The 26,310-nt window shown below is 67.6% G+C and carries 22 protein-coding genes; 1 reads left to right on the top strand and 21 read right to left on the bottom strand.

Going from position 1 to position 26,310, the window contains the following annotated elements:
* Positions 1 to 74: 74 nt before the first annotated feature.
* From JOF29_RS30055 to JOF29_RS30025, 6 genes are all read right to left on the bottom strand, one after another.
* Positions 75 to 935 carry an aminoglycoside 3'-phosphotransferase gene (locus JOF29_RS30055; protein WP_245359609.1) on the bottom strand — a complete coding sequence of 287 codons (861 nt, stop codon included), beginning with the start codon at positions 933 to 935 and terminating at the stop codon, positions 75 to 77.
* Complete coding sequence (locus JOF29_RS30050) at positions 916 to 2,385, bottom strand: arylsulfatase (protein WP_245359607.1); 1,470 nt, start codon at positions 2,383 to 2,385, stop codon at positions 916 to 918. The genes JOF29_RS30055 and JOF29_RS30050 overlap by 20 nt, the downstream gene beginning before the upstream one ends.
* Entirely contained in the window at positions 2,382 to 3,374 is a 993-nt protein-coding gene (locus tag JOF29_RS30045; protein ID WP_209697772.1) for a LacI family DNA-binding transcriptional regulator, read from the bottom strand. Before JOF29_RS30045 ends, JOF29_RS30050 begins: the two co-directional genes overlap by 4 nt.
* A 17-nt stretch (positions 3,375 to 3,391) precedes the next feature.
* Positions 3,392 to 5,224 carry an ABC transporter permease subunit gene (locus JOF29_RS43750; RefSeq protein ID WP_245359605.1) on the bottom strand — a complete coding sequence of 611 codons (1,833 nt, stop codon included), beginning with the start codon at positions 5,222 to 5,224 and terminating at the stop codon, positions 3,392 to 3,394.
* A gap of 3 nt (positions 5,225 to 5,227) precedes the next feature.
* The gene (locus JOF29_RS30030; RefSeq protein WP_209697770.1) at positions 5,228 to 6,850 is read right to left on the bottom strand and encodes a type 2 periplasmic-binding domain-containing protein; all 1,623 of its coding nucleotides are present in this window, start codon (positions 6,848 to 6,850) and stop codon (positions 5,228 to 5,230) included.
* Between the two features lie 240 nt (positions 6,851 to 7,090).
* The gene (locus tag JOF29_RS30025; RefSeq protein WP_209697769.1) at positions 7,091 to 7,918 is read right to left on the bottom strand and encodes a DUF11 domain-containing protein; all 828 of its coding nucleotides are present in this window, start codon (positions 7,916 to 7,918) and stop codon (positions 7,091 to 7,093) included.
* Between the two features lie 218 nt (positions 7,919 to 8,136).
* On the opposite strand from JOF29_RS30025, the gene JOF29_RS30020 reads away from it, so the two are divergent.
* Positions 8,137 to 8,727, top strand: coding sequence for a hypothetical protein (locus JOF29_RS30020; protein ID WP_209697768.1), 591 nt, complete (start codon positions 8,137 to 8,139; stop codon positions 8,725 to 8,727).
* A 9-nt stretch (positions 8,728 to 8,736) separates the two neighbouring features.
* Here the strand turns inward: JOF29_RS30020 and JOF29_RS30015 are convergent, their stop codons facing one another.
* The 15 genes from JOF29_RS30015 to JOF29_RS29945 all read right to left on the bottom strand — a co-directional run bounded on the left by JOF29_RS30015 (position 8,737) and on the right by JOF29_RS29945 (position 26,261).
* Positions 8,737 to 9,735 carry a LacI family DNA-binding transcriptional regulator gene (locus JOF29_RS30015; protein WP_209697767.1) on the bottom strand — a complete coding sequence of 333 codons (999 nt, stop codon included), beginning with the start codon at positions 9,733 to 9,735 and terminating at the stop codon, positions 8,737 to 8,739.
* 165 nt (positions 9,736 to 9,900) lie between these two features.
* Complete coding sequence (locus JOF29_RS30010; RefSeq protein WP_209697766.1) at positions 9,901 to 10,719, bottom strand: carbohydrate ABC transporter permease; 819 nt, start codon at positions 10,717 to 10,719, stop codon at positions 9,901 to 9,903.
* Complete coding sequence (locus JOF29_RS30005) at positions 10,716 to 11,612, bottom strand: carbohydrate ABC transporter permease (protein ID WP_307863759.1); 897 nt, start codon at positions 11,610 to 11,612, stop codon at positions 10,716 to 10,718. The genes JOF29_RS30010 and JOF29_RS30005 overlap by 4 nt, the downstream gene beginning before the upstream one ends.
* Positions 11,609 to 12,868, bottom strand: a complete 1,260-nt coding sequence (locus JOF29_RS30000; protein ID WP_209697765.1) for an ABC transporter substrate-binding protein — start codon at positions 12,866 to 12,868, stop codon at positions 11,609 to 11,611. Before JOF29_RS30000 ends, JOF29_RS30005 begins: the two co-directional genes overlap by 4 nt.
* Positions 12,865 to 14,331 carry a sulfatase-like hydrolase/transferase gene (locus tag JOF29_RS29995; protein WP_209697764.1) on the bottom strand — a complete coding sequence of 489 codons (1,467 nt, stop codon included), beginning with the start codon at positions 14,329 to 14,331 and terminating at the stop codon, positions 12,865 to 12,867. The genes JOF29_RS30000 and JOF29_RS29995 overlap by 4 nt, the downstream gene beginning before the upstream one ends.
* Before the next feature lie 268 nt (positions 14,332 to 14,599).
* Complete coding sequence (locus JOF29_RS29990) at positions 14,600 to 15,688, bottom strand: NAD(P)-dependent oxidoreductase (protein WP_209697763.1); 1,089 nt, start codon at positions 15,686 to 15,688, stop codon at positions 14,600 to 14,602.
* Positions 15,685 to 16,533: an amidohydrolase family protein gene (locus JOF29_RS29985; RefSeq protein WP_209697762.1), complete on the bottom strand. Its 849-nt coding sequence runs from the start codon at positions 16,531 to 16,533 to the stop codon at positions 15,685 to 15,687. Before JOF29_RS29985 ends, JOF29_RS29990 begins: the two co-directional genes overlap by 4 nt.
* Positions 16,530 to 17,438, bottom strand: coding sequence for a carbohydrate ABC transporter permease (locus JOF29_RS45615; protein ID WP_209697761.1), 909 nt, complete (start codon positions 17,436 to 17,438; stop codon positions 16,530 to 16,532). Before JOF29_RS45615 ends, JOF29_RS29985 begins: the two co-directional genes overlap by 4 nt.
* A gap of 4 nt (positions 17,439 to 17,442) precedes the next feature.
* Positions 17,443 to 18,327, bottom strand: a complete 885-nt coding sequence (locus JOF29_RS29975) for a carbohydrate ABC transporter permease (protein WP_209697760.1) — start codon at positions 18,325 to 18,327, stop codon at positions 17,443 to 17,445.
* 10 nt (positions 18,328 to 18,337) lie between these two features.
* On the bottom strand, positions 18,338 to 19,792 hold the full coding sequence (locus tag JOF29_RS29970) for an ABC transporter substrate-binding protein (RefSeq protein WP_209697759.1): 1,455 nt from the start codon (positions 19,790 to 19,792) through the stop codon (positions 18,338 to 18,340).
* A complete protein-coding gene (locus JOF29_RS29965) occupies positions 19,789 to 21,201 on the bottom strand; it encodes an alpha-amylase family protein (protein WP_209697758.1) in 1,413 nt (470 codons plus the stop codon). The genes JOF29_RS29970 and JOF29_RS29965 overlap by 4 nt, the downstream gene beginning before the upstream one ends.
* Positions 21,201 to 21,845, bottom strand: coding sequence for an aspartate/glutamate racemase family protein (locus JOF29_RS29960; RefSeq protein WP_209697757.1), 645 nt, complete (start codon positions 21,843 to 21,845; stop codon positions 21,201 to 21,203). Before JOF29_RS29960 ends, JOF29_RS29965 begins: the two co-directional genes overlap by 1 nt.
* A complete protein-coding gene (locus tag JOF29_RS29955) occupies positions 21,842 to 23,782 on the bottom strand; it encodes a glycoside hydrolase family 127 protein (RefSeq protein ID WP_209697756.1) in 1,941 nt (646 codons plus the stop codon). Before JOF29_RS29955 ends, JOF29_RS29960 begins: the two co-directional genes overlap by 4 nt.
* A complete protein-coding gene (locus JOF29_RS29950; protein ID WP_209697755.1) occupies positions 23,743 to 25,014 on the bottom strand; it encodes a four-carbon acid sugar kinase family protein in 1,272 nt (423 codons plus the stop codon). Before JOF29_RS29950 ends, JOF29_RS29955 begins: the two co-directional genes overlap by 40 nt.
* Positions 25,011 to 26,261: a RuBisCO large subunit C-terminal-like domain-containing protein gene (locus JOF29_RS29945; RefSeq protein ID WP_209697754.1), complete on the bottom strand. Its 1,251-nt coding sequence runs from the start codon at positions 26,259 to 26,261 to the stop codon at positions 25,011 to 25,013. The genes JOF29_RS29950 and JOF29_RS29945 overlap by 4 nt, the downstream gene beginning before the upstream one ends.
* Positions 26,262 to 26,310: the final 49 nt, after the last annotated feature.

Raw genomic sequence — 26,310 nt, 5'->3', positions numbered from 1 at the left:
AATAGCCGGTGCTCCGGCACCATTACCTGTTCATCCCACCGACATCTGCCCGCACCGGCGCCCGGGCGGTCGTGTTAGCCCCAGGTCAGCGGGTCGAGGAGGCGGAAGAAGTGCAGGCGGCGCGGGTCCGGGTCCGGTACGCCGTACGCCGCGAGGAACGGCGCCGGGTCGGCCGACCACTCGTCGTGGAGCTGGATCGTGGTGAGTGCGAGATCGGAGTACCGGTCCGCGATCCCCAGCCGCCCGAGGTCGATCAGCCCGGTCACGTCGAGCGTGTCCGGATCGAAGAACACGTTCGGCAGGCAGGCGTCCCCGTGACAGACCACCGGCTCCAGCACACTCTCCACATAGGTGCGCTCAGCAACCACCTCCCGCAGCAGCTCGTCCGGTGAAACCTTCCGCCACTCGTCCGTCAGAAACTGCGGATTCACCGCACCCCGCCGTACCACGTCCGTCGCCGCGGCGATCACTTCCCCCAACGGCCGCTCGAACGGACAGTCCCGCAACGAATGCAGGTCCCGCAGAGCCCGCCCCAGACTCCGCATGGCCTGCTCGTGCGAGGCCGGCGGGAGAGCATCGCCCGGCACACCAGGCACAGCAGAGGTGAGCAGACAGGCCCCGATGCCGCCAAAGCCACCCGCCGCACGCCGCTCCGACGGCGCCAGCGGATCGTCGGGCTCTGGCGACTCTGGCGACTCGAGCGATTCGAGCGAATCTGGCGACTCTGGCGACTCTGGCGACTCGAGCCAGTCGAGGACTGTTGCTCCCGGCAACTCCGTTGCGGACAGCCAGTGGATGCGGTCGCGTTCGGCCGCCAGCTCACCGACGCCGGACGGGTCGCAGCACTTGGCGTAGACGTCCTCGCGGCGGTAGACGGTGGTGTCGGACTCGCCGGTGTCGACGAGGGACCAGCCTTCACCCGGCGGCTTGAGCAAGTCTTTCCCTTGTGTGGTTGAGGATCGGCGTCACCGGGCGACCGGTGACCAGTTCGCCGTCGGCCACGAAACCTTCCTCACGGCCGCTCAGGTCCTGGATCAGGCGAGAACGCCACAACCCCAGCAACTCCGGACGGGACGAGACCAGGTTGTGCAGCTCGCCAGGATCCGTCTCGAGGTCGAACAGTTGCTCCACGCCCCGTTCCGAGCCCCACACGTACTTGATCTTCCCGTCCGTCACCCAGTGCAGAGACTGGTCGAAGTGCAGGTGCTCGCCGTGCAACCACTCCCGCACCTCAGCAGTCTCCCCGCGCAGGAACGGCGCCAGCGACACCCCGTCCACCGACTGCGGCACCGGTACCCCGGCCAGGTCCAGCAGCGTCGGCATCACGTCCCGCAGCTCCACCACCTGTTCGACGACCCCGCCGCGCACAGCACCGCCGGCGGACGCCCGATCCGCGACGATGAACGGCACCTGCGCGGACCCCTCGTACGGCACCGACTTCCGGAACATCCGGTGGTCGCCCATCATCTCGCCGTGGTCGGACGTGAACGCGATGATCGTGTCGTCGTACACCCCGAAGTCGACAAGTGCCTCGCGGATCCGGTTGACCTGCAGGTCGATCTGCGCCATCAGCCCGTAGTACCCGGCCCGCGCCCGATGCACCACGCGATCCGGCAGGTCACCGATCGCCGCCTGATAGTCCCCGTCCCGCCGGTACTCGTCCCAGTCGCCCTCCCAGTCCCCCAGCTCACGCTGGTACGGCGGCAACGCGTCGTACCGGTCGAACGCCCACGCCGGCGGGTCGTACGGCGGGTGCGGCCGATGGAACGACAGGTACAGGAAGAACGGCTTCGTGGGATCCCGCCGGTACAGCCACTCGATCGTCTGCGTTCCCACCCACGAGGTCGGGTGCAGCTCCTCCGCCTTGTCCCAGGGCCGCGCGACCACCGAGTTGCAGTTCACCCCGTGGTCGAAGTACTCCGCGTCCGGCGAGACCCCGGGCTGCCGCCGCAACCACGGCACGTAGTCGTCGAAGAACCCGAACTGCTGGCGATGCGCCCGCCGCGAATGATGCAGGAACCCGTCATGCAGTACGACGTCGTCGAACCCGAGCCGCGATCGCTCCGGCCAGACGTGCATCTTCCCGATCGCCTGCGTGTGGTACCCGGCGCGCTTGAACTCGCCCTGCACCGTCACCGGATGCGCGACGTCGAACGGTACGCCGTCGGTGTATCCGACCCGCCCGTGCCGCTCCTGCGACTGCCCGGTGAACAGCGCGACCCGGGCCGGCACGCATGTCGGCGTCGCGGAGTACCCGCGGCTGAACCGGACGCCGTTCCGGGCCAGCTCGTCCAGGTGCGGTGTCTCGACGTACGGGTGACCGGCGCACGACAGCGCGTCGCCCCGCCACTCGTCGACACAGATCAGTACGACGTTCGGCCTCAAGAGGACTCCCGGACGATCAGTTGCCAAGGGAAATCGAACACTTCGCCGGGAGCGCCTTCCCGGTCGGTCAGGCGCCCGACGATGATCCGTGCCAGCGCATCGTTGAAGCCGACCGGACCGACGGTGGACAGCGCCGGGTCGAGGTGCTCGCCTTCGGGAGTGTTGCCGACCCCGATGATCGCCAGGTCCCGCGGTACGTCGATCCGTAGCCGATGCGCGGCCCGGACCGCGGCGATCGCGGCGAAGTCGGTCGTGCAGTACAGCGCGGCCGGACGGTTCGGCCGGGACAGCAGCGCCATCGCAGCCCGGTACGCGCCCTCCGGGTGCTGCTCGAAGACCTCGATGTCGTCGCTGTGGATCGGCTTGCCGGCGGCGCGCAAAGTGTTCAGGTACGCGTCGAAGCGGGCGAATCCCGTCGTCCGCGAGGTCAACGCACCGATCCGGTCGTGCCGCTCGAGCAGGTGCTGCACCGCGAGGTGGCAGCGCGGCTCGGCGCCGGACCGGATCACGTCGAAACCCTGCGGTTCCAGCGTTTCGCTGAACGCGACGATCTGCACGCCCTGTGCGGCGAAGGCGGCAAGCTCCTCGACCTGCGAAGGGTCCGGCTTGATGCTGTCGATGAAGATCACGTCGGGCGTCCGGTTCGCCAGGACGGTGCGCCAGTCGCCGTCCGCGACGATCAGCGCGGTCTTGCCGAGTGGGCTCACCGCCGTACTGACCGTGGCCGCGACCGCCTGCGACCACGGGTCCGCGAGGTAGCTGAGCGACAGCAGAACCAGGTCCGACTTGCCGGTCCGGATCGCGCGGGCCGCGTCGTTGCGCCGGTAGCCCAGCCGCGACGCGGCCTCGCGGACCCGGTCCGCGGTGGAGTCCTTGATCGTGTGGCTGCGGTGCCGCCCGGACAGGACGTACGACACGGTCGCGACCGAGACGCCTGCCTCCTTCGCCACCATCCGCAGCGTCGTCCGCTCAGCCAAAGGTGAGGACATGTCGTGATTCTGTCAGATCAGCCCTTGACCGCACCCGTGATCACGCCCTTGGTGAAGTGCCGTTGGAGGAACGGGTACACCATGGCGATCGGGACCAGGGCGACGACCACGACGGCCATCTGGAGGGACTGCGGTTGCGGGAGCGGAGTCACGCCGAGCTGGTCCGCCGACAACGACTTGCCCTGCAGGACGTACGTCCGCAGGATCACCTGCACCGGCCACTTCGACGTGTCGTTCAGGTACAGCAGCGCGTTGAAGAACGCGTTCCAGAACCCGACCGCGTAGAACAACCCGACGACCGCGATCACGGCCTTCGACAGCGGCATGATGATCTGCCGCAGGATCGTGAAGTCGCTGGCCCCGTCGATCCGCGCGCTCTCCAGCAGCTCGCCTGGCACGTTCATGAAGAAGGTGCGCAGCACAACGAAGTTGAACGCACCGAGAGCCCCGGGGAGGATCAGCGACCACAGGCTGTCCAGCAGCCCGAGCTGCTTCACCACCAGGAACATCGGGATGATGCCTGGCGCGAACAGCAACGTGAACAGCACCATCAGCAGCACCGGCCGCCCGAACAGCACGGGCCGTGAGGTCCCGTAGGCGAGTGCGATCGTCACCGCCAGCGCGATCGCCGTACCGACCACCGTAACGAACACGCTGACGAGGATCGCGCGACCCATCAACCCGCCACTGAAGAGCGTTTGGTACGCCTTGAACGTCGGGTGCGACGGCCACAGCACGTACCCGCCGGCGTTGATGATGTCGCGGTCGCTCGCCAGCGACGTGGAGATCACGACCAGGATCGGGACCACGATGAGGAGCGCGAAGCCACCCAGGATGACCGCCTTGATCGCCTGGTAGCCAGGAGAGGGCTTCTCCTTCCAGACCGGTCTCATGAAACGCCTCGTTTCTGGAAGATGCCCGGCTCGCCGAGGCGGTGGGCCAACGTGTTCGCGCCCCACAGCAACAACGCGCCGATGACGCCCTTCGCCAGGCCGGCCGCGGCCCCCGCTGCTCCAGTCGCCGCCGACCACGCCGGCGTAGTACGTGAACGTGTCCAGTACTTCGGCGGCGCCCGGGCCGACCGAGTCGCGTTGCAGGATGAACTGCTCGAACCCGACGCTGAGGATGTCACCGATCCGCAGGATCAGCAGCAGCACGATGACCGTCCGCAGCGACGGCAGCGTGATGTGCCACATCCGCCGCCAGCGCCCGGCGCCGTCTGCCGCGGCCGCCTCGTACAGCGAGACGTCAACCGTGGTCAGCGCGGCGAGGAAGATGATCATCGCCCAGCCGGCGTCCTTCCAGATCAGCTGCCCGACGACGAGCAGCGGGAAGGTGTCCGGGTTGGTCATGAACGGGATCGGGTCCAGGCCCGCCTGCCGGAGCAGGTTGTTGACGAACCCGGCGCCGCCCAGCGACTGCTGAAACAGCGTCACCACCAGCACCCAGGACAGGAAGTGCGGCAGGTAGGCAATCGTCTGGAACCATTTCCGAAAACGGTTGCTGACCAGCGAGTCGACGATCAGCGCCAGCCCGATCGGCACCGGGAAGAACAGCAGCAACTGGACGCCGGCCAGCAGCAACGTGTTCCGCAACGCGTCCCAGAAGTCCGGGTTGTCGTAGAGGTTGACGAAGTTCTGCAGGCCGTTCCACCCGCTGTGCATGATGCCGAGGTACGGCTGGAAGTCCTGGAACGCGACCACGTTGCCGAGCACCGGCAGGTAGAAGAACGCCAGCAGGAAGACCACGCCGGGGATCATCAGCAGCACCATCTGCCAGTCCCGGGCCCATTTCGCCTTCAGCGGCAGGCCGTTCTTGGCCTGCCGCTTCGAGGAGTTCGATTTCAGCATCGATCAGGACCCGGTGACCGGAACGCTCGCCGGCAGCACGGCCGCGAACTCGTCGCGCATCTTGTCACCGCCACCGGACTTCCAGCGCTTCAGCGCCGCGTCGTACGCGTCGATCTTCTGCCGGCCGGTGACGATATCGACGATGGTGTCCCGGAACGCCGCGGTCAGCTTCGGGCCGACCTTGCTCGACGTGTCGGAGTACGTGCCCGCCGTCGGGTTCCGCATCGCGTACTTGAGGAGCTTCTGCTCGGTCGCGTAGATCTTGTGGGTGTCGTCCGGGAACGCCGGGTTGAAGATCACGCTCTCCGGCGCGTTCATGATCTGCAGCGCACTGACCAGACCCGGCGCCTGCTGGTTCCCGGCCTTCGTCAGCACCGGGTTCTTGTTCGCGTCCAGCTGGTACTGCTGCCCCGCGACGCCGAAGTTCTTCACCAGGTACTCCTTGGTGCCGAACGGCGCCGACAGGTAGTCCATCAGCGCCAGCAGTTCGCGGATCCGGCCCTCGTCGGTCTTCTTGAACGGCGTGAACCCGACCGTGCCGTAGCCCATGTCGTACGTCGGCTTGGCCTTGCCGTCGTGGCCGAACGGGATCATCGTGTCGACGAACAGCGTCGGGTCCAGGTTGCGGAAGTCCGCGGTCGCCCGCGGGCCGACCACGACCTGCGCGGCGATCTGCCCGTTCACGGTCTTCGGCGTCGCGTCGGCCAGGTTGAGGTCCGGGTAGAACACCTTCGCCGCCCACAGCTTGGCGGCGTACTCGACGGCGGCCCGGTAGTTGTCGGTCTCGTACAGGTGGGTCAGCGAGCGGTCCTGGTTCACCCGCCAGGAGTTCGGGGCACCGAACCACTCGCCGAACATGTGCAGCATGTTGACGATGGCCGGCTCGAGCGCGTAGTTCGTCCCGTTGGTCAGCTCCTTGCACTTGGCAAAGAACTCGTCCGCGGTCGAGCACTGCAGCCCGCCGACCTTCGCCCAGGTCTTCGGGTTGCCCATCATCACCTGGCCGAACGGCGTCGACGGGATCGGGGCGCCCCAGATCTTCCCGTTCACCACGGCGGTCCGCCAGGAGGCAGGCTTCAGCGCGGCCAGGTTCGGGTACTCCAGTACGGCGTCACCGGACAGGTACTTGGTGAGATCCTGGAACTTCGCCTCGAGCATCGGGCCGATGTTCGGGATGCCCTGGTTCGGCGGCAGCCACATCAGGTCCGGCAGCGAGTCGCTGGCGAGCAGCGTGGCGAACTTCTCCGGGTAGCCCGGGTCGGTGCCGATGGTCAGCTTGAGCTCGGCGCCGAGCGCCTGGTTCAGCGCCTGCCACATCGGGTTGCTGCCCATCGGGGGCGGCGGCGTCGCGAACGTCTCGGTGAGCGCGGTCACCGCGTTCTTCAGCGGCGGCGTCTTCACACTCGCGACCGCGTCCGCCGGGAACTTCAGGAACCCGGGCTCCAGGCCGGACTCGGCCCCCGGCAGGTCGGGGCGGAGCCCCTCGAACGGCTTGTACGTCGGCAGCTTGAGCTCGCTCGAGGCCTTCGCACCCCCGCTCGACGCGCCACCGTCTCCACAGGCCGCCAGCGTCGAGGCGCCGATCGCCGCCCCGGTCACCTGCAAAAACCGTCGCCGACTGATCATAGTTGCTCCAAGTTTCGAAGAAGTGCTCACTAACACTCACTTAAACGTTAACCCGGACCGTAAACCTCCGCCACCCCTCGACGCAAGCGCCGACCCCGCACCACTTTGATAACCCACCAGTCATTCCGTCGGCGCGAAGACGGTTGGTGGCTTCTCAAAGTCGCTGGGGGCATGGGACGACCGCCGGCCGGGGGATCAGGTCCCTCGGGCGGCGGTCGGAGTGGTGCGGTTGTGGAGTTGTCAGCAGTGCACGATCAGGCCGGTCAGCGCGGTGCAGGTGCGGGTGGCCTTGTCGTTCGCCGGCACCGGATCTGACGGCGAGCTCGCCGTCCGCTGCGCGGTCGCGGTCAACGAGCCGACCGTGAGCAGGGTGCTGTCGGCGGTCAGCGTGCGCGTCGTACTCGCTCCGGCCGCCAGCGAGGGGACGTCACAGTTGACCGATCTCGTCGTACCGACGCGGGTGCAGGTCGACCCCGCGTAGACCAGGCCCGTTGGATACGTAGCCACGACCCGGATCCCGGACGCGTCGCCCGGCCCGTTGTTCTTGATCGTGACCGTGTACGTGATCCGCGCGGTCAGCGTGCTCCGTACGGACGCGGTCAGCGCCACCGCGACGTCGGCCGCCTGCGGCGTGATCGTGATCGTCGGCCCGGTGTATGCGTCGAACGCGTAGTTGTCGCCGAGGAACTGGTGCCGCAGTACGAACGGCCCCGGCACCGGGCTGTCCTTCACCCGGAGCGTCCAGACCACCGTCCGGCTCTCGCCCGGCGGTACGTCGCCGACGTCCGCGCGGAAGTGCTGCCCGTTGTAGGCGTAGCAGATCGTTGCCCCGGTACAACCGACCAGGTCGAGCGAGCCCGTGAGGTCGGCGCCCTCGGCGTACAGCGCCGCCTTGCCGCCCTCGATCGGGATCGCGATCTTGTTGTAGACCGTCTGTGTGACGGTCAGTGTGTCCCCCGGGTTGAGCGTCGTCGAACTGACATCGACGGCGCTGGTCGGCGGCGGATCGTCGGCCATCGCCGACGCCGGTACCGCAAGCGACGTACCGACGATTCCCGTGATCAGCACAGCGCGAATCAACTTCCAGGCATGCACAGCGTGCCCCCCTTGGTCCCCATGAATCCCCAGCTGCCCCCACAGCCCGCCGACGGCGGTGCAAGCAGTATGTAGTTGCCACTGTCCGTGGTCAACTACTCGGAAATCGCACTCAACCTTTCGCCGGGTCGCGGTGTCTTAGTGGGTGCGCTGCTCACAAGGGGCCGCGCAACGACTAGGGGGACACCAAGATGATGAAGCGGATCGTGACCGGAGCTGTGGCGCTGGCGGGTGCGGGTGCGGTGGCACTGGGCGGCGCTCTGCCGAGCCACGCCTCGACGCAGACCGTTGCGGCGAGCAACAGCTCCGCCGTGACCTACAAGGTCCGGTACTTCAACCACTCCAGCGAGGGCTACCACGCGAGCGCCGTCCTGCCGGCGACCTGGAAGTCGGTCGCGCTCGGCCCGTGGCAGGCGCGCTTCGACGACACCGCGCACAACCGGATGATCCGGTTCAACACGTCGTACGACGGCAACCACGGCACGATCACCGCGCTGAACCAGAAGATCAAGTCGCTCAAGGGCACCCGTGGCCTGCACATCGTCGGCACCTCGACGGTGACGATGAAGTCGGCCTCGGGCCTGGGCCCGCTGCGGGTCAGCACCGTCGTCTACACCTACCGCAGCGGCAACACCACCCGCTGGGTCGCGACCCGGTACGTCGGGACCTCCGGCCGGAACGCCGACGACGTCGAGATCTCGACCGCCGGCTCGCCCCGGGACAGCAAGCTGCTCGGCACCACGCTCAACAAGGCGACCGTCTCGCTGACCCTCGCGGGCTGAACTGGCCGGCTAGCTGATCCCGGTCGTACTCTCCCGGACCACCAGGCTGAACGGGGCCTGCAAGCGTACGGGTTCCGCACCGGGTCGCTGATCGCGTAACGCCTGCAGGGCAAGGCGTGCGATCGCGACCCGGTCCGGGGCGACCGTGGTCAGCGTCGGGAGGGTCGCGAGGTCGTACGGGATGTCGTCGAACCCGACCACGGCGACGTCCTGCGGGATCCGGAGCCCCCGCAGTACGAGTGCCCGGATCGCGCCCATGGCGAGCCAGTCGGTGGCGGTGAACACGGCGTCCGGCGCCGGATGGCCCGAATCCAGCCAGTTGCCGAGGGTCTGCTCGGCGTCCTGACCGCGCAGCCCGCCGGTCGGCAGCACGATGTCCTCGTCGACCGGCAGCCCGGCCGCGGCGAGCGCGTCGCGGTAGCCGTTGATCCGTTCGTCGTCCATCCGCGGGCCCGGCGCGAGCGCCATCACCTGACGCCGGCCCAGCGACAGCAGGTGCTCGGTCGCCACCCGGCCGGCTTCCCGGTTGTCGATCCCGACGTGGTCGGCGTGGTGCTCGGTGCCGGCCTTCTCCCCGAGCAGTACGAGCGGCAGCCCCGGAGCACGTTCCTGCACGTCCTCGGGCGTGAGGCCGAGCGGGCTCATCACGATCCCGTCCAGCCGGGCCGGATGCCGGTCGTTCAGCAGCGCCAGCTCGGTCTCCCGGCGCCCGCCGGTCTGGTGGAACTGCACGATCCAGCCGAACGCCTCGGCCTCGTCGAGCATCCGCGCCGCCAGCGACGCGAAGTACGGCCGGTCCAGGTGCGGTACGGCGAACGCGATCACGCCGCTGCGGCCCTGGGCGAGGTTGCGGGCCGCGATGTTCGGCCGGTAGCCGAGCTTGTCGATTGCCGCGAGCACCTTCTGCCGGGTCTCCTCGCGGACGTGCTCGGCGCCGTTGACGACGTTCGACACCGTCTTCATCGACACCCCGGCCGCCTCGGCGACATCGGTCAGGCGCGGCCTCATGAGGGTAAGCATGTCATGTGCCGAGAAGCGTGCGGCCCAAGGTCATGGGGCCTCCGGTCTGGACTGAGGAGCGCAGGGAGCGCAGCGACCGGAGCGACGAGGGAAGACCGGGAGCCAAGGCCCCATGACCACGCCGGCGCCGAAGGCCCGGCCAAAAGTACAGCCTCATTTGAGGCCCGTATGAGCCATTCCGGCCAGGATCCGCCGCTGGAAGATCACGAACACCGCGACCACCGGCACCAGCGTCACGACGCTCATCGCGAACAGCGCGCCCCACTCCGAGCTGCCGGTCGCGTCCAGGAAACCGCGCAGCGCGACCGGTACCGTCAGCTTGGTCCTGGTGGACAGGTAGATCAGCTGGCTGAAGAAGTTGTTCCAGGTCCAGATGAACGAGAAGATCGCGGTCGTCACCAGCGCCGGGGAGAGCAACGGCAGGATGATCCGCCGGTAGATGCCCCAGTAGCCGCAGCCGTCGATCCGGGCCGCGTCGTCCAGCTCGACCGGGATCGACCGGATGAACTGCACCATCAGGAACACGAAGAACGCGTCGGTGGCCAGGAAGCTCGGCACGATCATCGGCCAGAACGTGTCGATCCAGTCCAGCTTCCGGAAGATCGAGTACTGCGCGATCAGCGTCACGTGGGCGGGCAGCATCAGCGTCGCGAGCATCAGCCCGAACAACGTTTTCCGCCCGACGAACGTCATCCGCGCGAACGCGTACGCGGTCAGCGAGCAGGTCAGCAGGTTGCCGATCACCACCGCCGCGCAGATGATGAGCGAGTTCAACATGTACACGCCGAAGCTCGTCCCGGTCGAGGTCCAGCCGAGCGCGTAGTTCCCGAGCGTCGGGTGCTCCGGGATCAGGCCCGGATGCTCGAAGATGTCGGTGTTCTTGCGCAGTGAGGCGCTGATCATCCAGAGCAGCGGGTACAGCATGATCAGCGCGCCGGCGGTCAGGCCGACGTGGGCCAGCACGCGTTTCATCGGCGTACCCCTTCGTCTCCGTAGAACACCCAGGCGCGACCGAGGACGAAGTTCAGTCCGGTGAAGACCGCGACGATCAGCAGCAGCACCCAGGCCATCGCGGCGGCGTACCCCATCTTGAAGTTGCCGAACGCCTGCTGGTACAGGTACAGCGTGTAGAACAGCGTCGAGTCCGACGGGCCGCCCTTGCCGCCACTGATCACGAACGCCGGCGTGAACGCCTGGAACGCGCCGATGATCTGCAGCACCAGGTTGAAGAACACCACCGGCGAGAGCAGTGGCAGCGTGACCCGCCAGAATCGTTGCCAACGGCCCGCACCGTCGACCTCGGCGGCCTCCAGCACCTCGTCCGGGATCTGCCGCAACCCGGCCAGGAAGATCACCATCGGCGCGCCGAACTGCCAGACCCGGAGCACGATCAGCGTCCACAACGCCGTACCGGGCTCGGAGATCCAGCCGCGGCCGTGGATCCCGAACAGGCCGAGGACGTCGTTGAGCAGGCCGTCGCTGCCGAAGATCTGCTGCCAGAGCAGGGCGATCGCGACGCTGCCGCCGAGCAGGCTCGGCACGTAGTACAGCGCGCGGTAGACGGCCAGACCCTTGAGCCCGCGGTTCAGGAGTACGGCGACCGCGAGCGCGAACGCCATCTCGAGCGGGACCGAGACCCCGACGTAGATGAACGTGACCTTCAGCGACTGCAGGTACCGCGAGTCGTGGAAGAGCGCCGTGTAGTTGTGCAGGCCCTGCCACTCGGGGGTGTTGAGCAGCGCGTAGTCGGTGAACGAGTAGTACAGCGACAGCAGCATCGGGCCGATGGTCAGCCCGATGATGCCGATCAGCCAGGGCAGCAGGAACAGGTACGCCGGGATGCTCTGCCGGAGACGAGCGATCACTGGCCCAGGGTCTTCCCGGCCAGGTCGACGAACTCCTGCGCGCCCTTGGCCGGATCGCTCTTTCCGAAACCGATGTTCTCCGCGATCCGGCCGAACCCGGTGAGCAGTTCGCCGTACCCCTTCGGCCACGGCTTCGGCGACGGGCCGACCAAGGCCTGGATGTCCTCGACGTACTTGATCGCCCGGGCACCGGCAGATCCGGCGTCGGCGGCGACCAGGTCCCGCGCCTTCTTCGACGGCGGTACGCCGAGCAGGATGCCGATCGCCTTGATCGCCTTCTCGTCGTTCAGCAGGAACCCGATCAGCTTGGCCGCGTCCTCGGGATGCTTGCTCGCCGACGAGATCGACCACAGGTCGAGGCCCTTGACGAACTGGCCCTTCAGGTCACCGGCCGTACCCTGCGGCACCGGCAGCACCGACAACGGGTTCTTCACCACCGGCTGGTAGAAGGTGACCTGCTGGACCCAGCCGAACTGCAGCGGAGCCTTGCCCTTGGCAACCAGCGACTTCTCGATCGCGGTCGTCTCGGCGCTGACGTTCTGCGCCGGTGCGGCCTTCGCCTTCCGCAGCTCGGCCCAGTACTGGAACCACTCCTGGACCGTGTCCTTGCTGGTGGCAAGCTTTCCGCCGTCGTCGGAGAACAGCTCCGTGCCGTGCTGACGGGCGTACACCTCGAACAGCTGGAAGTTCCCGGCCTGGTCGGTCGACCCGTACGACCCCTGGATCGCTCCACTGTAGTCGCGGGCGAACTCGGCGAACTTGTCCCACGTCCAGCCCTGCGCCGGAACCGTCGCCCCGGCCTTCTTCACCGCCGCCTCGTCGACGTACATCGCGTAACTGATCGAGCTCTGCCCGACGCCGTAGTTCTTGCCGTCGATCAGCCCGCTGTCCGCGACGCCCTTGTCCAGGCCGGAGGTGTCGATACCGGAGGAGCTCAGGTCCTTCAGTGCGCTCCGCCCGGCGTAGTCGCTGAAGTAACTCATCGACATCCGCAGTACGTCGGGAGCGTTGCCGCCGGAGGTCCGCGTGGCGAGCTTGTCCCAGTAGTCGTTGAACGGCGCGCTCTCCGCGGTGTACTCCGCGCCGCCGCTGGACTTCCAGGCGTCGAGCGCCTTGTTGAGCGCCTTGGTGACCGGGTCGGGCCCGTACCAGGACACCCGCATCGGCCCGGACTTTCCCGAGCAGCCGGGAATCGTGATCGCAGCGGCGGTGGCGGCGCCGAGCCCTAGGAGGGTACGGCGGCTGAGTGTGGTCATGGAGCTTCTCCTTCAGGTGCCCAGCGCCAGTTGTGGGGCAGGCGGAGCGGGGTGTAGTTGCCGTTCGGGAGGTCGTCGGTCAGCCGCGCCTGCCAGCGGGTGAGCTCGTGCAGCAGGTGGGCTCGGACGGCCAGGTGACGGTCGTCGTCGAAGAGGTTGACGAGCTCGGCGGGGTCGGTGTCCAGGTCGTAGAGCTCGCCCGGCAGGTCCGCGTGGACGACGAGCTTCCACTGCCCGCTGCGGAGCATCCGGGCGGCGCCGGACTGGGTGACGGTGTTGAGCTCGTCGAACGTCGGGCCGTCGTAGCTGAAGTGCAACGGCGGCCGGGCGGTCACGTCGTACGCGCGGCCGCCGTAGCCCTGCTCGGCGATGATGTTTCCGAATTCGCTTTCCGGGGCGGGCTCGCCGTACGCGAGTGGCAGCAGGCTGCGGCCCTGGACGCCGTCGGGGATGGGTTGGCCGACGGCCTCGCAGATGGTGGGCAGCACGTCGACGATCGAGACCGGCTCGTCGCGTTCCTGGACGCTGACGCCGTCGCCGCTGACGATCAGCGGGATCCGCATCAGGAACTCGGACAGCCCGGCGCCCTTGCGTTGCAGGCCGTACTCGCCGACGTAGTCACCGTGGTCGGCGAGCACGATCGTGAGTCGCGGCCTGGTGCGCTGCGCCAGGCCTTCGTGCAGGCGGCTGATCTGGTCGTCGAGCAGGCGCAGCATGCCGAGATAGTTGGCGGTGTAGCGGCGCCAGTTGTCGTCGTACCCGGGGCGCTTGTCCTCCTGGAGTTTCCGCAGCCAGGCGTAGTTGCCTTGCTTGATGTTTGTTGCCTCCGGCCCCGTCATCCGGTCCGGGACGTCCTCGGGTGCGACCAGGTCGAAGTACGGCCGCGGGACCTGGTACGGGTTGTGCGGCTCGGGGTACGAGACCCAGAACAGGCCGGGTCGTTCCGGGTCCGCGTCGTGGACCGCCCGGAGCGCGTCCGAGGTGATCCGGTACGGGAGCTGGGTCGTGACGTCGTACGGCGTGGGCTCGTCGGCGACGCCGTGATCGAGCCGCTCGAGCCACTCGTCGAACGCCTTCTCCTCCGGGCACCGTTCGGGTCCCCGGGTGTGGAAGTACGGCCCGGCGTACGTGTCGAAGTCCGCCGGCCCCCGGTGCATGTGCGGCTTGCCGGCGAAGTGCAGCTGGTAGTCCGCGGCCCGCAGTACGTCGAGCAGGTCCTGCTCGTAGTAGGCGTACTGCGCGTTGCTGTTCTGGCGGACCCGGTGCGCGCTCGGGAACCGCCCGGTGAGCAGACTGGTCCGCGCCGGAACACACGCCGGCGCGGCCGTGTACGCGTTCCGGAAGTCCGTCCCGCCGGCCGCCAGCGCGTCGACGAACGGCATGGTGTCCACCGGATACCCACTCCGCCGCGTCAGCCCCACCCGCTGCTGATCAGTCATCACGATGACGATGTCCGGACGCATCTACCAGCTCTCCGCTCAATCCCCCGCCCCAATCGGAGCGAGGCAGGTTTACAGCGCTGTAATACAGCGCTGTAAACACTGCCGCAGATCAGTGCGCCGCGTCAAGAGATCGCGGTGCTGGACGTGCGCGCATACACAACCCGCCCGGTCCTGGCGGGCTGAGAGTGCGCGCGGCGCCCTGAGGCGGGTTTTGCGTGCCTGGAGGTCCGGGTCCGGGTCCGGCTCGCGGACAGCGCGACCATGTCCGCCTAGGCAGCACCGGACGGAGTCACCCGTTGCGCGGGACGAGGGGGAAGCGGGGGCGGTAGCCGGCGAAGACGCGCTCGAGCTCGTCGACCATCAGGTCGAAGAAGCGAGGTTCAGCCGCGGCGGTGACGCCGGCGATGTGCGGACTGAGGAACACGTTGCCCATCGCGCGGAGCGGCGAATCCGCGGGTAAGGGCTCGGGATCGAAGACGTCCAAGCAGGCGATCAGATCACCGGTGGCGAGGCGTTCGACCAGGGCTTCGGAGTCGACCACAGCGCCCCGAGACACGTTGACGAAGACCGTCCCCGGGCGCATCGCGCGGATCTGGTCGGCGCCGATCAGCCCCTTCGTCGCGGCGGTCAGCGGGGCAAGGCAAACGACCACCTCAGATCGGGCCATGACCGTGTCGAGGTCGGTCAGATCGAGGTCGTAGGTCCCGGCGAGCAGATCGGGTACGCCGGGATCCGACACGAGCACATGTACGCCGAACGGACGCAGCAGCTCGATCAGCCGACGCCCGATCAGCCCAGCCGCGACCAGACCGACCGTCTTGCCGGCGAGCTCGCCCCGTAGATACCCCGGGTCGGCCTGAAAGACCGTGCGATCCGGCCAGAGCACCTCGCCGCCGATGAGCCGGCGGAAGTGAGCGCCCGCATTGCGGAGCCCGATGAGGATGAGCGCGAGCGCCCACTCAGCGACCGGATCCGAGGACCCGTTGGTGGTATCGACGACAAGCACACCCGCATCCCGCGCAGCGGCAACGTCGATACGCTCGGCGAAGCGGTCACCATGGGTATCACCAACAACAACCAACCGCTTGCCCGCAGCAAGCACGCCCGCAGTCACCCGCGGGCAGCCGTACCCGACAACCAAAGCGTCAAGGCCGGTCACGAACTCGTGCAGCCGCCCCACGGCCTCCCCGTCCGATGGCGGCGGCCCCGACCCCCGATCGGCACCGTCGTACGGCAGCCAACTCACGTCCGCAACCCGTCGCAGCCGCTCGACCGATGCTGACGCAACGTACCGCTCCCACGAGGCCGGCGTACCAGCAATCCCAACCGTCTTGCGCGCCTGCGCGCGAACCTCCGGCGCCGGCGGCGTACGGCTCATGCGTTGGCCTCCCGGGTGAGGATGCGTTCGAGGTTGTCGCCGAGGACCAGTGGGAGGGCGGTTGGGGCGATGAATGGGGCGTGTTCGCGGATGAGTTCGAGGGACTGGCGGTAGCTCAGGTGCGCGGTGACCGACGGCCAGTCGGACCCCCAGACCAGGCGATGCGGGCCCCACGAATCGTGCAACGCCCGCGCGACGTCGAGCGCCTCCCGGTTCGGGTACTCCCACGGCCGATCGGTGCCGTACGCGAACCCGGACACCTTGACCAGGAGATTCGGCAACTCCTCCGCGCTCAGCGTCAAAGCCAGCGCCTCCTCAACCCCACCACCCCACAGCGTCACCCCCGCCAGATGATTCACCAGAATCGTCACCGTAGGAAACTCGCGAGCCACCTCCCGCAGGTCCGCCTGCCAACTCGGCGCACACGCGAAGTTGACGAACAGCCCCTCCTCAGCAGCGACCTCGAAGACCGCCCGGCCCTCCGCCGACCGAAGCCACCCGTCGTTCTCCGGCGCCAGATAGTGCGACACACCACCCGGCCGGAACCGATCGACCAGCACCCGAAGCCGATCCGCCGCGCCCGGGATGTGGTACGCCGGATCCCACCGCCCGTCGAGGTCCACCACTTGCACGAACCGATCCGGGTACGCCGCCACCGCCGCGGCTCCGTACTCGTTGTTGTCGGCGCTCCGGTTGATCCGAGCGTTGATCAGCACCGCCCGATCCACGCCGACCGAGTCCATCGCATGCAACAGGTTCTGGTAGCTTCCCCGCGACGTGTCATCCGGAACCGGCGGATCGTACGGCCAGCGAGGCCAGACGTGAGTGTGAGCGTCGACGATCACCCCTTCACCGATCCCGCCGTGAGACCCCGCATCACCTGACGGTTGATGAAGACGTACACCAGCAGCGTTGAGAAGACCGTGATGCTGATCGCCGCGAACAGCGGTCCGTACTGCAGCGAGCCGTACTCGTCGCTGAAGTTCAGCAGCCCCACCTGGACGGTCTGCAGGTTCTTGTCCACGTTGAACGTGAGCGCGATCAGCAGATCGTTCCAGATCGAGAAGAACATCAGCAGCGCGACCGTGAACAACCCGTTCCGGACCATCGGCACGGCGACCGACCAGAACATCCGGTAGATCCCTGCGCCGTCGATCGTCGCCGCCTCGAACATCTCCCGTGGTACGCCGCGAAAGTACGTCGCCATCAGGAACACGGTCAGCGGCAGACCGTGCCCGACGTACGTGATGATCAGCGGCCACAACGTGTTGCTGAGACCGAGCTTGAAGTAGATCGTGAACAACGGCAGCAGGATGATCTGCGCCGGCACCATGATCCCGCCGACGATCAGCAACAGCGTCGTACTGCGACCCCGCCAGACCATCACCTCCAGCGCGAACCCGGCGGCCGCACCGAAGACGAGGATCATCGCCAGCGACGGCACCGTCACCAGCAGGCTGTTCAGCGCGTTGTGCCCGAGCCGGCCGTTGGTCCAGGCGTCGACGTAGTTGGAGCCGTGCAGGGTGGCCGGCAGCTTCCAGAGCGGCTTGTCGAGGAACTCGTTCTGGTTCTTGAAGGAGGTCGCGAGGATCCAGAACATCGGGTAGCAGACGACCACCAGCAGTACGGCGATCAGCAGCCGGGTGAGTCCCTTGCCGGCGAACATCGCGATGGCACGGTCCGTCGCGCGCGGGACCGGCGCCCTCGGCGGATCGGTGTGCACCGGCGGACTGACGGTGTCGACGGTCACGGTCTCAGCCCTTCGTCAGGTCGCGGCGCGAGGAGCGGAAGATGGCCAGCGTGACGACGAGGCAGACACCGGTGATCAGGAGGGCGATCGTGCTGCCGTACCCGTAGTCGGTGCTGAGGAACGACGTCTTGTACATGAACAGGTTGAGCGGCGTCGTGTCGCTGCCCGGACCGCCCCGGGTGAGGGCGAGCACGGAGTCGAACACCTTCAGCGACGCGTTGAAGCTGAAGATCACCGCCGAGAACAGCACCGGCAGCGACATCGGTACGACGACATGCCGCACCAGCCGCCACCCGCCGGCGCCGTCCACGCGGGCGGCGTCGATGGCGGAGTCGGGGATCTCCACGAGTCCGGCGTACAGCAAGACCGCGTAGAAGCCCTGCGTCCGCCAGAGGTCCATCACGACCAGGACGATGAACGACGTACCGCCGGCGGAGAAGAAGTCGACGTGCTGGGCACCGAGCACCTTCAGGATCGAGTTGATCGGGCCGTCGGTCGGCGCGTACTGGAAGAACCGGCTGAACAGCAGGCTGACCGAGACCGTCGGCAGGACGACCGGGAAGAACACCATCGTGCGCACGAGCGTCGAGGCGCGACGCAGTACGAAGACGTACAGCAGCGCGAGCGCGTAGCCGAGCAGGATCTGGCCGGCCGTGACAACCAGCGCGTACTTGAGCGTGAACCAGAACGCCTGGTGGGCTTCGGGATCCGACCACAACCGGGTTAAGTTGGCCGCACCAACGAAGGTGAAGCCGCGGATGACGTTGCCGGTGTACAGGCTGTAGACGAACGACCAGACCACCGGCACGGCGATCACGCCGACGAAGAAGATCAGCGCCGGCCCGAGCAGGACCGCGACCGCCTTTTTGTTCCCCAGTACCGATTCCATGGAGCTCTCCTTACTGCGCGGTGTCGAGGTCGTTCTGCAGCAGGCCCATGTAGTCGGCCGCGGACATGCTCCCGGTGAGGAGCTTGACGACGTACCCGCCGGCGTCCTGGTTCGCCTTGTTGTTGAAGAGGGCTTCGAACCACAGCACCGTGGAAGTCGACTTGTCGATCCGCTGCTGTACGTCGGCCGTCAGCGGCGGGAGGTTCTTCACCGGGTGGTCCATGACGAAGCCCGAGAACGTGCCGGACTGCTCCATCGAGTCGGAGGCGTAGTTGGTCGCGATGCACTTCACCCAGGCCTGGGTCTTCGGTCCGAACAGCTTCGGGTTCACCGACGTCGGCGCGCCGGTGTTGGCCGGGTAGGCGTTGATGTCGCCCTTGCCGCCCTCGACCGCGGGGAACGGCATCAGGCCGACCGCGTCACCGATCTTGTTCTTGCCCGGATCGTTGACCAGGGCAAGCAGCCAGCTGCCCATGTACATCATCGCGGCCTTCCCGGTGAGGAACTGGTTGTTCGCGGTGTCGTAGTCGATGCCGCTGATGCCGTCGGTGAAGTACTTCTTGTTGCCGAGGTCCTGGATCGCCTGCGCAGCCGCGACGTACTGCGGGTCGGTGAGCTTCGCCTTGTGCTCCTTGACGTCGAGCATGGCGTTCGTCCCGAGCGAGCGGAACAGGTACGCCCCGACCCAGCGGCTGATGGTCCAGCTGGTGGCACCGGAGGCGGTGAACGGCGTGATGCCCGCGGCCTTGAGCTTGTCGGCCGCGGCAAGCAGCTCGCCCCACGTCTTCGGTACGGCGATGTGCTGCTCGGCGAAGATCTTCTTGTTGTACCAGATGCCCTCGATGTTGTACTGGAACGGCAGTGAGGGAGTTGTCCCGCTGTAGAGCTGCTTCAGGGTCGACTTCGCCGCCGGCGTGATCTTGTCGTTCACGCCGAGGTCCGTGAGTGCCTTGTCCAGGTCGAGGACCTGGCCGTTCTTCTGCAGATCACCGCCCTTGTCGATGAACGAGTTGCCGCCGGCGAACAGTGCGGGCAGCGCGTCCTGACCTGCCAGCAACTGGATCTTCTGCTGGATGTCGGCGCTCGGCGACTGCTGGATGTCCAGCGGCAGTGCCGTCGCCTCGGTCTTGCACTTGCCGTTGGCAAGAGCTTTGAGCTCGGCGGGAACGGAGGTGTTCTCGGTCGTCACCAGAACCGAGAGGGCCTTACCATCCTTGACACCGGAGCTGCCCGCGGACCCGCCGCTGCCGCCACAGGCGGAGACGGTCAGGGCAAGCGAGCAAAGCACGGCATACCAGAAGACCGGCCGCCGGAGCACAGCCTTCCGCCCACCCCACCCACCGACCGAAGCGAGGCGGGTTGCTGATTTCCGCCCACCCCACCCACCGAGCGAAGCGAGGCGGGTTGCTGATTTCCGGCCACCCCACCCGCCGAGCGAAGCGAGGCGGGTTGCTTTTGATTTCATGATGGTCTCCCTTGCGCTGAGTGCTGCTGTGCTTCAGATGCGCGGTGGCGCAGGGTGGAGCCGACGGCCTCGAGGTTGCCGAGGTCCATTTCGGAGTACTTCCGCGAGAGGATGACGCCGTCGGCCCCCGCGTCGAGGGCGGTGGTCAAGGAGTCGGCGATGTCGTCCGGTCCGGTCTGCTTGACGTGGGACGGAGTCGGGACGTTCACATCGAGCCCGGGGTAGACCCGCGCTTGTCCGTCGATCTCCTTGAGCGTGCGGGTCGTCTCGCGGCGTACGTAGTCCGTGGACAGCCCGCGGCCGGGTAGCTCGTCGAACGGCATCGCTTCGTCGTACCCGAGTGACTGGCGGAACAGGTCGTACACCGTCTGCTCGTCGATCTCCCGGAAGATGCTGCGCCGCCAGGCGGAGATGTGATGGTGCAGGCGGTACCCGGCGCAGTTGTTGTACATCACCGGCTTCACAAAGTCGGAGTACTCACGGATGCGCGTGTAGTCCATCTCGGCGCGGTACAGCGGCGAGAAGGTGTTGTGGTGCCACACGTGCCACCCGACTTGTACGTCGGGAGCTAGGAACTTCACCGCGCCGTACAGCCGTTTCTGCAGCTCCTCGTAGCCCTCGTGCCAGAGCTGCTCCCAGGCGATGATCTCCGGGTACGTCAGCAACAGCCGCAGGAACCGGATGAAGCTCGAGTCGTCGTTACCGCGGGCGAGCTGGTAGAGCTTCACGTAGCCCTCGGCCGCGCGCCGGCTGTCGATACCTCGGCGTTCACCGGCGGCGACGCAGTGCGAGCAGAAGCAGTACGGGCGTCCGTCGCGAGCGAACCCGCCGTCCTCGAGCACGTTGCCGAGCGGCCCGTTCCGCTCCGAGCCGAACATGATGCCGTCGAGTTCGTAATGCCGGACCTGGTCCTCGACCAGGCTGAGCCACCAGGCGAGGTAGTCCGGGTTGCGCACGCAGGCGTAACTGTCACTGCGTCCCCAGGCGTCGACCTGCAGTACTTTGGACCAGTTGGGCACGTAGCGCGTCAAGCCCGAGTGGCTGTTCTCCAGGACAAAGGAGTAGGTCTGCAGGCCGCGTTCGCGCGCCTTCGGGATCACCGAGGCGAGTACGTCGTACCCCTCGACGTCCCGATCCGGCGCGCGATACGGCTGCAGGACCGATCCGCGGTAGTGCTCCGCGTGCTGGGTGACGTACGACCCGCCCCAGTGGTCGTCGTCGAAGTCGTACGGACCATGACCCGGGTGCGGCCGGCCTGTGATCTGACGGCCCTGGACGCCCCGGTCGAACGCCTGGGTCGCGACGAACAGCGCCGTCACGCCGGCCTTCTCGGCCAGCAGGTCGATGACGTCGACCCCCTCGTCGGCGAACGAGATCGCGCCGAGCTGGAGTCCGATGAGCGGTTCCATCACGACCGCCGCTCGGCAAGCCGGCGTACGCCGCTCTCCGGGCTGGTCAGCACCGGAACGGGCAGATCGAGACCCGCCGCAGCTGACGCCATCGACGCCTGCGCGAGTACGACGACATCACTCGCGGCGGCACGATCCTTGATCGCCGCCGCGACCAGCGCGTCGTGACGATCACGATCCCCCGCGACAGCAGCCTCGAAGGCATCCGGTACGACGATCTCCTCGATCTGCACGTCGCGCCCCAGCAACTCGGCCCGCTCACGCAGGAGCGCGGCAGTCGGCTGCACCGTGGTCTGCAGCGTGGCGATGACGCTCACCCGCTCGCCTGTCTGTACGGCTTCGTCGGCCATCGCCTCGTCGACGCGGTACACCGGGACGCCGAGACGCTCCGCGAGCGGTCCGGCGTACTGCGAGATGGACGAACACGTGAACATGACGGCCTCCGCACCGGCCGCGACCGCCGCGCCACCGAGGTCGGCCAGCCGCTGCTCGATCTGCTCGGCGGCCACGCCCCGGCCGAGGTCGCCGACGATCTTGTCGTCGAGCAGATTCTGCACTTCGACGTCCGGCAGCAGTTCGGCGGCGAGACCGGCGAACGTGGGGATGACGACGGCTCCGGTGTGCAGGAAGGCGATACGCGTCATGCGACGCTCCTCTCGAAGGTGCGGATCAACGGCAACCAGACGGTCATCTCGCCGTGTCCGCGGTTGGCCCACAGTCCGTACGGAACGAACTGCAGGGCGGCGGGACGGGGCGGCGTCTGGTCGAGCTCGGCGTACAACGGACCGTGCGAGCTGGGGAGGATGGCGACATCGACCTGCAGGAGGGCGTGACCGGCGAACATCCCGCTGCCTGGTGTGACCGTGATGCTGGCGTCCTGCGGGATGGCCACGTTTTCGAGACCGAGGCCGTTGAGGTCAGCCGTCTCCAGGCAGTACGCGACCGGGCCGCGGACGACGCACACCTGGTTGGTCGCCTCCTCGACGAAGTGGTGCGCGGTGAGCAGGCGCGGCCGGAGCGGGATCCGCACGGTGACCGTGTCGCGATGCCATTCGCGGTCGAGGACGACGTACCCGCGGTCCCTCGGGCCTTCGAGTTCGACGCTGTCCGCCCACCCTGGTACACGGACGCGCAACCGGCCGCGCACCGGACGCTCCGCCTCGACGGTCAGCTCGATGTCACCCGAGACCGGGTAGTCGGTCTGCTGGCGCACCGTCACGGGTACGCCGTTGAACGTCGTGCGGACCTCGCTCGTGACGAACTGGTGGATCCAGAGTTCGTCATCGCCTTCTGCGTAGACGTAGTACGGCAGCTCGGCGCTGACGCGGGCGATGTTCGGCGGGCAGCAGAAGCAGGCCTGCATGTACTCCTGGCGTTCGCGTTGGTCCGAGGGCGGCGGCGCCACGTCCTTCGGATCGCCGGGCCGGCGCAGCGGGTACGTGAGGTCGCGGACCTGCCGGAGTGGGTTGACGTAGAAGTACGTCTTGCCGTCGTACCCGACCATCGCGGGGAGCGCGTTGAACAGGACCCGCTCGATCTCGTCGGCGTACTTCGCGTCGCCGGTGCGGATCAGCATCCGCCAGGCCCAGAACACCAGGCCGAGGGATGCACACGATTCGTTGTACGCCGTTGTCTGCGGCAACTGATACGGGCGCCCGTACGACTGGTGCACCTTCGTCACCGAGTAGTAGTCCTGACCGGCATCGGGCGAGGCTCCGTCGTACAAGGCCCCGCAGCCGCCGGTGACGTACAGCTTGCTCGACACCAGGTCGTCCCAGATACTCTCCAGCGCTGCGATCACCGTCTCGTCCCCCGTCTCCACGGCGTAGTCGGCCATCCCGGCGTACAGATAGTTGGCCCGGACCGCGTGACCGACCGCTCGGCGCTGCTCGCGTACCGGCAGGACGTCCTGGTTGTCGTCCGTACCAGCGCTGCCCTTGCTGCCGTGCAGGTCCAGCAGGGTCTTCGCAAGCTCGAGGTATCGGCGCTCACCGGTGACGCGATACAGCTCGACGACACCCATGTAGTGCGATGGGCAGACGTTGCACTCGGCAAGCAGCTCGGGACGTTGTACGGCGAGGAAGTCGCCGATCCTGGTCGCGACGGCGAGCAGGGCATCGTCACCGGTGACGCGATGGTGGATGCAGGCCAGCGTCATCAGGTGGCCGAAGTTGTACGTCTCGAAGTCGGTGCCTACGGCAAGTGGTTCGGCGCCCGCGATCTGGGTCTTGGTATGCAGGTATCCGTCGGCGCGTTGGGCCCGTGCGATGAGCTTGGCGGCGTCGGTCACGATCGCCTGCAGCTCGGGGTCCCGCGTGACGGTTGCCGCCTCGAGCCACTTGTAGAGGTCGCCGTCCATGAACGGCGGTCCCTGATGTTCGCCAAGTACGTCGCCGGCGGCCACCCGGAAGTTCTCGTCGGCGTGCGAGGTGGCCGGGTCGAGCATGATCGCGCCCATCGAGGGGATGGTCACGGTCAGGGCCCGGGCGTGCAGCGCTGCCAGGGGTCCGTCGCCCGCGAGGGATACGGCGGACGTCGAGGTCATTCGTGCGTGAGTGCTGGCACCGGTGTCGGTGAGCATGCAGCCTCCTTCGAGGGGCGACCGAGGCGGATGTCGTCGAAGAGGGAGACATGTCCCATCTGCCCGCCCTTGAGGACGAGTTCGACGTTCTGCAGGTGCGGGGCCGGACCGCTGGCGTGGCAGAGCGCGACATTGCCCCAGGGCTGCGCCACGATCCGGAGCCGTTCGGCCCCGAGGCGACGCAGTACGTTGCCGGAGGTGTCGCCACCGGACAACACGAGGCGAACGGGCCCGTCGGTGCTCCGCTGTTGCAGGCTGGTGTCGGCGATCGCGGCGAGCCTGTCCTCGACCTCCGCACTCGGAACGGTTCGCCGGCCGACCGAGGAGTCCACCAGCACTCCCGAGCCGCGCGCTAGTGCAGTCTGGACGCGGTCCGGCGTTTCCTTCGCGAACAGGTCGAGTACGAGCCATCCAGCTGCGACGGCCGCGTCGACCTGCCTGCGGGTGAGCCGCGAACGACTACCGTTCAGGACGAGCGTGGGACCGGATGCCTTCGCGGCTTCCGTCGTGAGGGGCGGAAGGCGCTTGGCGACGTCCGCGCACCGACCGATCGCACCGCTGATCCCACCCGACCCGATGACGAACCGCTGTCGGCTTTCGAGGATCGCCTGGGCCAGCCGGTCCAGGTGGTCATCGCTAACCGCGTCACAGACCACCCCCGGCTCGTCCGCGTCCATTACCAGCGGACCGTCGTACGAGGTCCACTGGAGACTGCCCAGCTCAAGCGCGGTCTGCTCGGCAAGATGCAGTCGCAGGTCGGACTCGTGCACCGGGGTGACCGGATGCGCGCTCATCGTCGGCTGCCTGTCCAGGCGGTACACGACGCCGTCGTCGCGCGCGAAGTGGTGGCCGAAGACCGTGTACCGGCCCGCATCAGGCTGCGCGAAGACGATAGGCACCGGCGCTCCGGGGAAGAGCTCGATCGCCAGTTCGAGGACGCGTCCGATGCTGCCCGTGTGCGGCGCCGAGTCCGCGGTCGAGCAGGCCTTGTACTGAACGATCCTCGGGCCGAGCGCTTGGAGCCTTCGCAGCGCAGGAACGACCTCGGCCGCCATCTGCTCGGTCGGCATGGATCTCGCCGTACCCGCGATCCCGACCACGTCGGTGCGCTCGCCGTCCAGCTCGACCGCAGGTCCCGTGACGAGAACACCCGACAACCCTGCGCGCCGGAACTGCAGCAGCGCGTCGACCGAGCCGGTGAAGTCGTCGCCGTAGAAGCCGGCCACCGTCATGTCGGCCTCCCGAACGTGTCCAGCGCCGCAGCCAGCGCAGGCACCTTGGCGGCACGCTCGTCCAGCGGTTCACCCGAGGTCGCCGCGTCCCACGCCTCGCGCATCGCGAGTACGCCGGCGGCCGAGCCCTGCGGGTGACCGTGGATCCCGCCGCCTGACAGCACCAGCAGGTCGGTGGTCTGCGTCCGCTCGTACGTGAGGTGAGCCAGCCCAGGCGTCTGCGCCGAAGACAGCACGGGCAGCGTTTCGTACCCGCCGAGCAGTGGCGCGCGCACGGCTGAGACAGACGCCAGTACTTCGTCGTCCGTCTCGTAGAACTTGTTCGCGAATCCGTTGGTGTGCAGGTGATCCGCGCCCGAGAGGCGGGCGAGCTGCTGCCAAGGGGTGTAGTCGATGCCGAGCTGCGGCGAGCGGGCGTAGGCGCCGTACATCGCCCGGTGCCCGTGGATCGGCAGTTGGGTCCGCCGGCTCAGGTACTCCAGCCCGGCGAGGCCGACCATGTTCACGCAGACCATCACGCAGGTGCCGCCGGCCGCAAGTACGGCATCGTGGTTCGGCTCCAGGCGATCGATGTCGTCGGTGATGTTGAACGCGTACATCGGCATCCGGCCGTTGCGATCGGCAACCTTCTTCAGGGCGTCCGTCACCACGCGGATCCGCTCCAGCAGCGGCAGCCCGGGCGGGTTGCCCTGCAGCTCGTCGTCCTTGATGAAGTCGATGCCGGCGTCGCCGAGCTCGGTCACGAGCTGGGCCAGCTGGTCACCGGTGAGGCCGATGCTCGGCTTGACGATCGTGCCGATCATCGGGCCGTCGGGCCGGTCCATCAGGCTGCGCGTCCCGTCGATCCCGAATCGCGGTCCGGGGTAGCGGTCCGCGAAGGCGCTCGGCAGCTCGAGGTCGACGAGGCGGAGCGCGCCGACCTCCCGCAGTTCGAACAGGTTGCCCGCGACGGCCGCGAGGAGATTCGGGATCGAGGGGCCGAAGTTCGCCAGCGGGAATTCGATCGTGACACGACCCCGCCTGAGCTGGTTGGGGTCACCGACCATGCCGGGAAGCGGCGGACGTCCGCTGAGCGGCAGCTCCTCGATCTTGACGACGTGCGCCGCATGCCGGGCGCGCAGTTCGTCGCTCTCGCGGGCGACCCGGACGAAGGTGCCGCAGGACTGCTCACCGGCGATCACCTCGGCGGCACGCTCCAGCGGAACCGCGCTCTCGAGCTCGTAAACGGCAGTGACGTGATCAGACACGAAGACCCCTCAGGGGACGTTTCAAAGACGCGGCGCCCCCGGTCCACGG

This window comes from Kribbella aluminosa, from assembly GCF_017876295.1.
GTDB classification, from domain to species: Bacteria; Actinomycetota; Actinomycetes; order Propionibacteriales; family Kribbellaceae; genus Kribbella; species Kribbella aluminosa.
The sequence above is the reverse complement of the archived record's forward strand: the minus strand, read 5'-3'. Positions and strand labels throughout refer to the sequence as shown.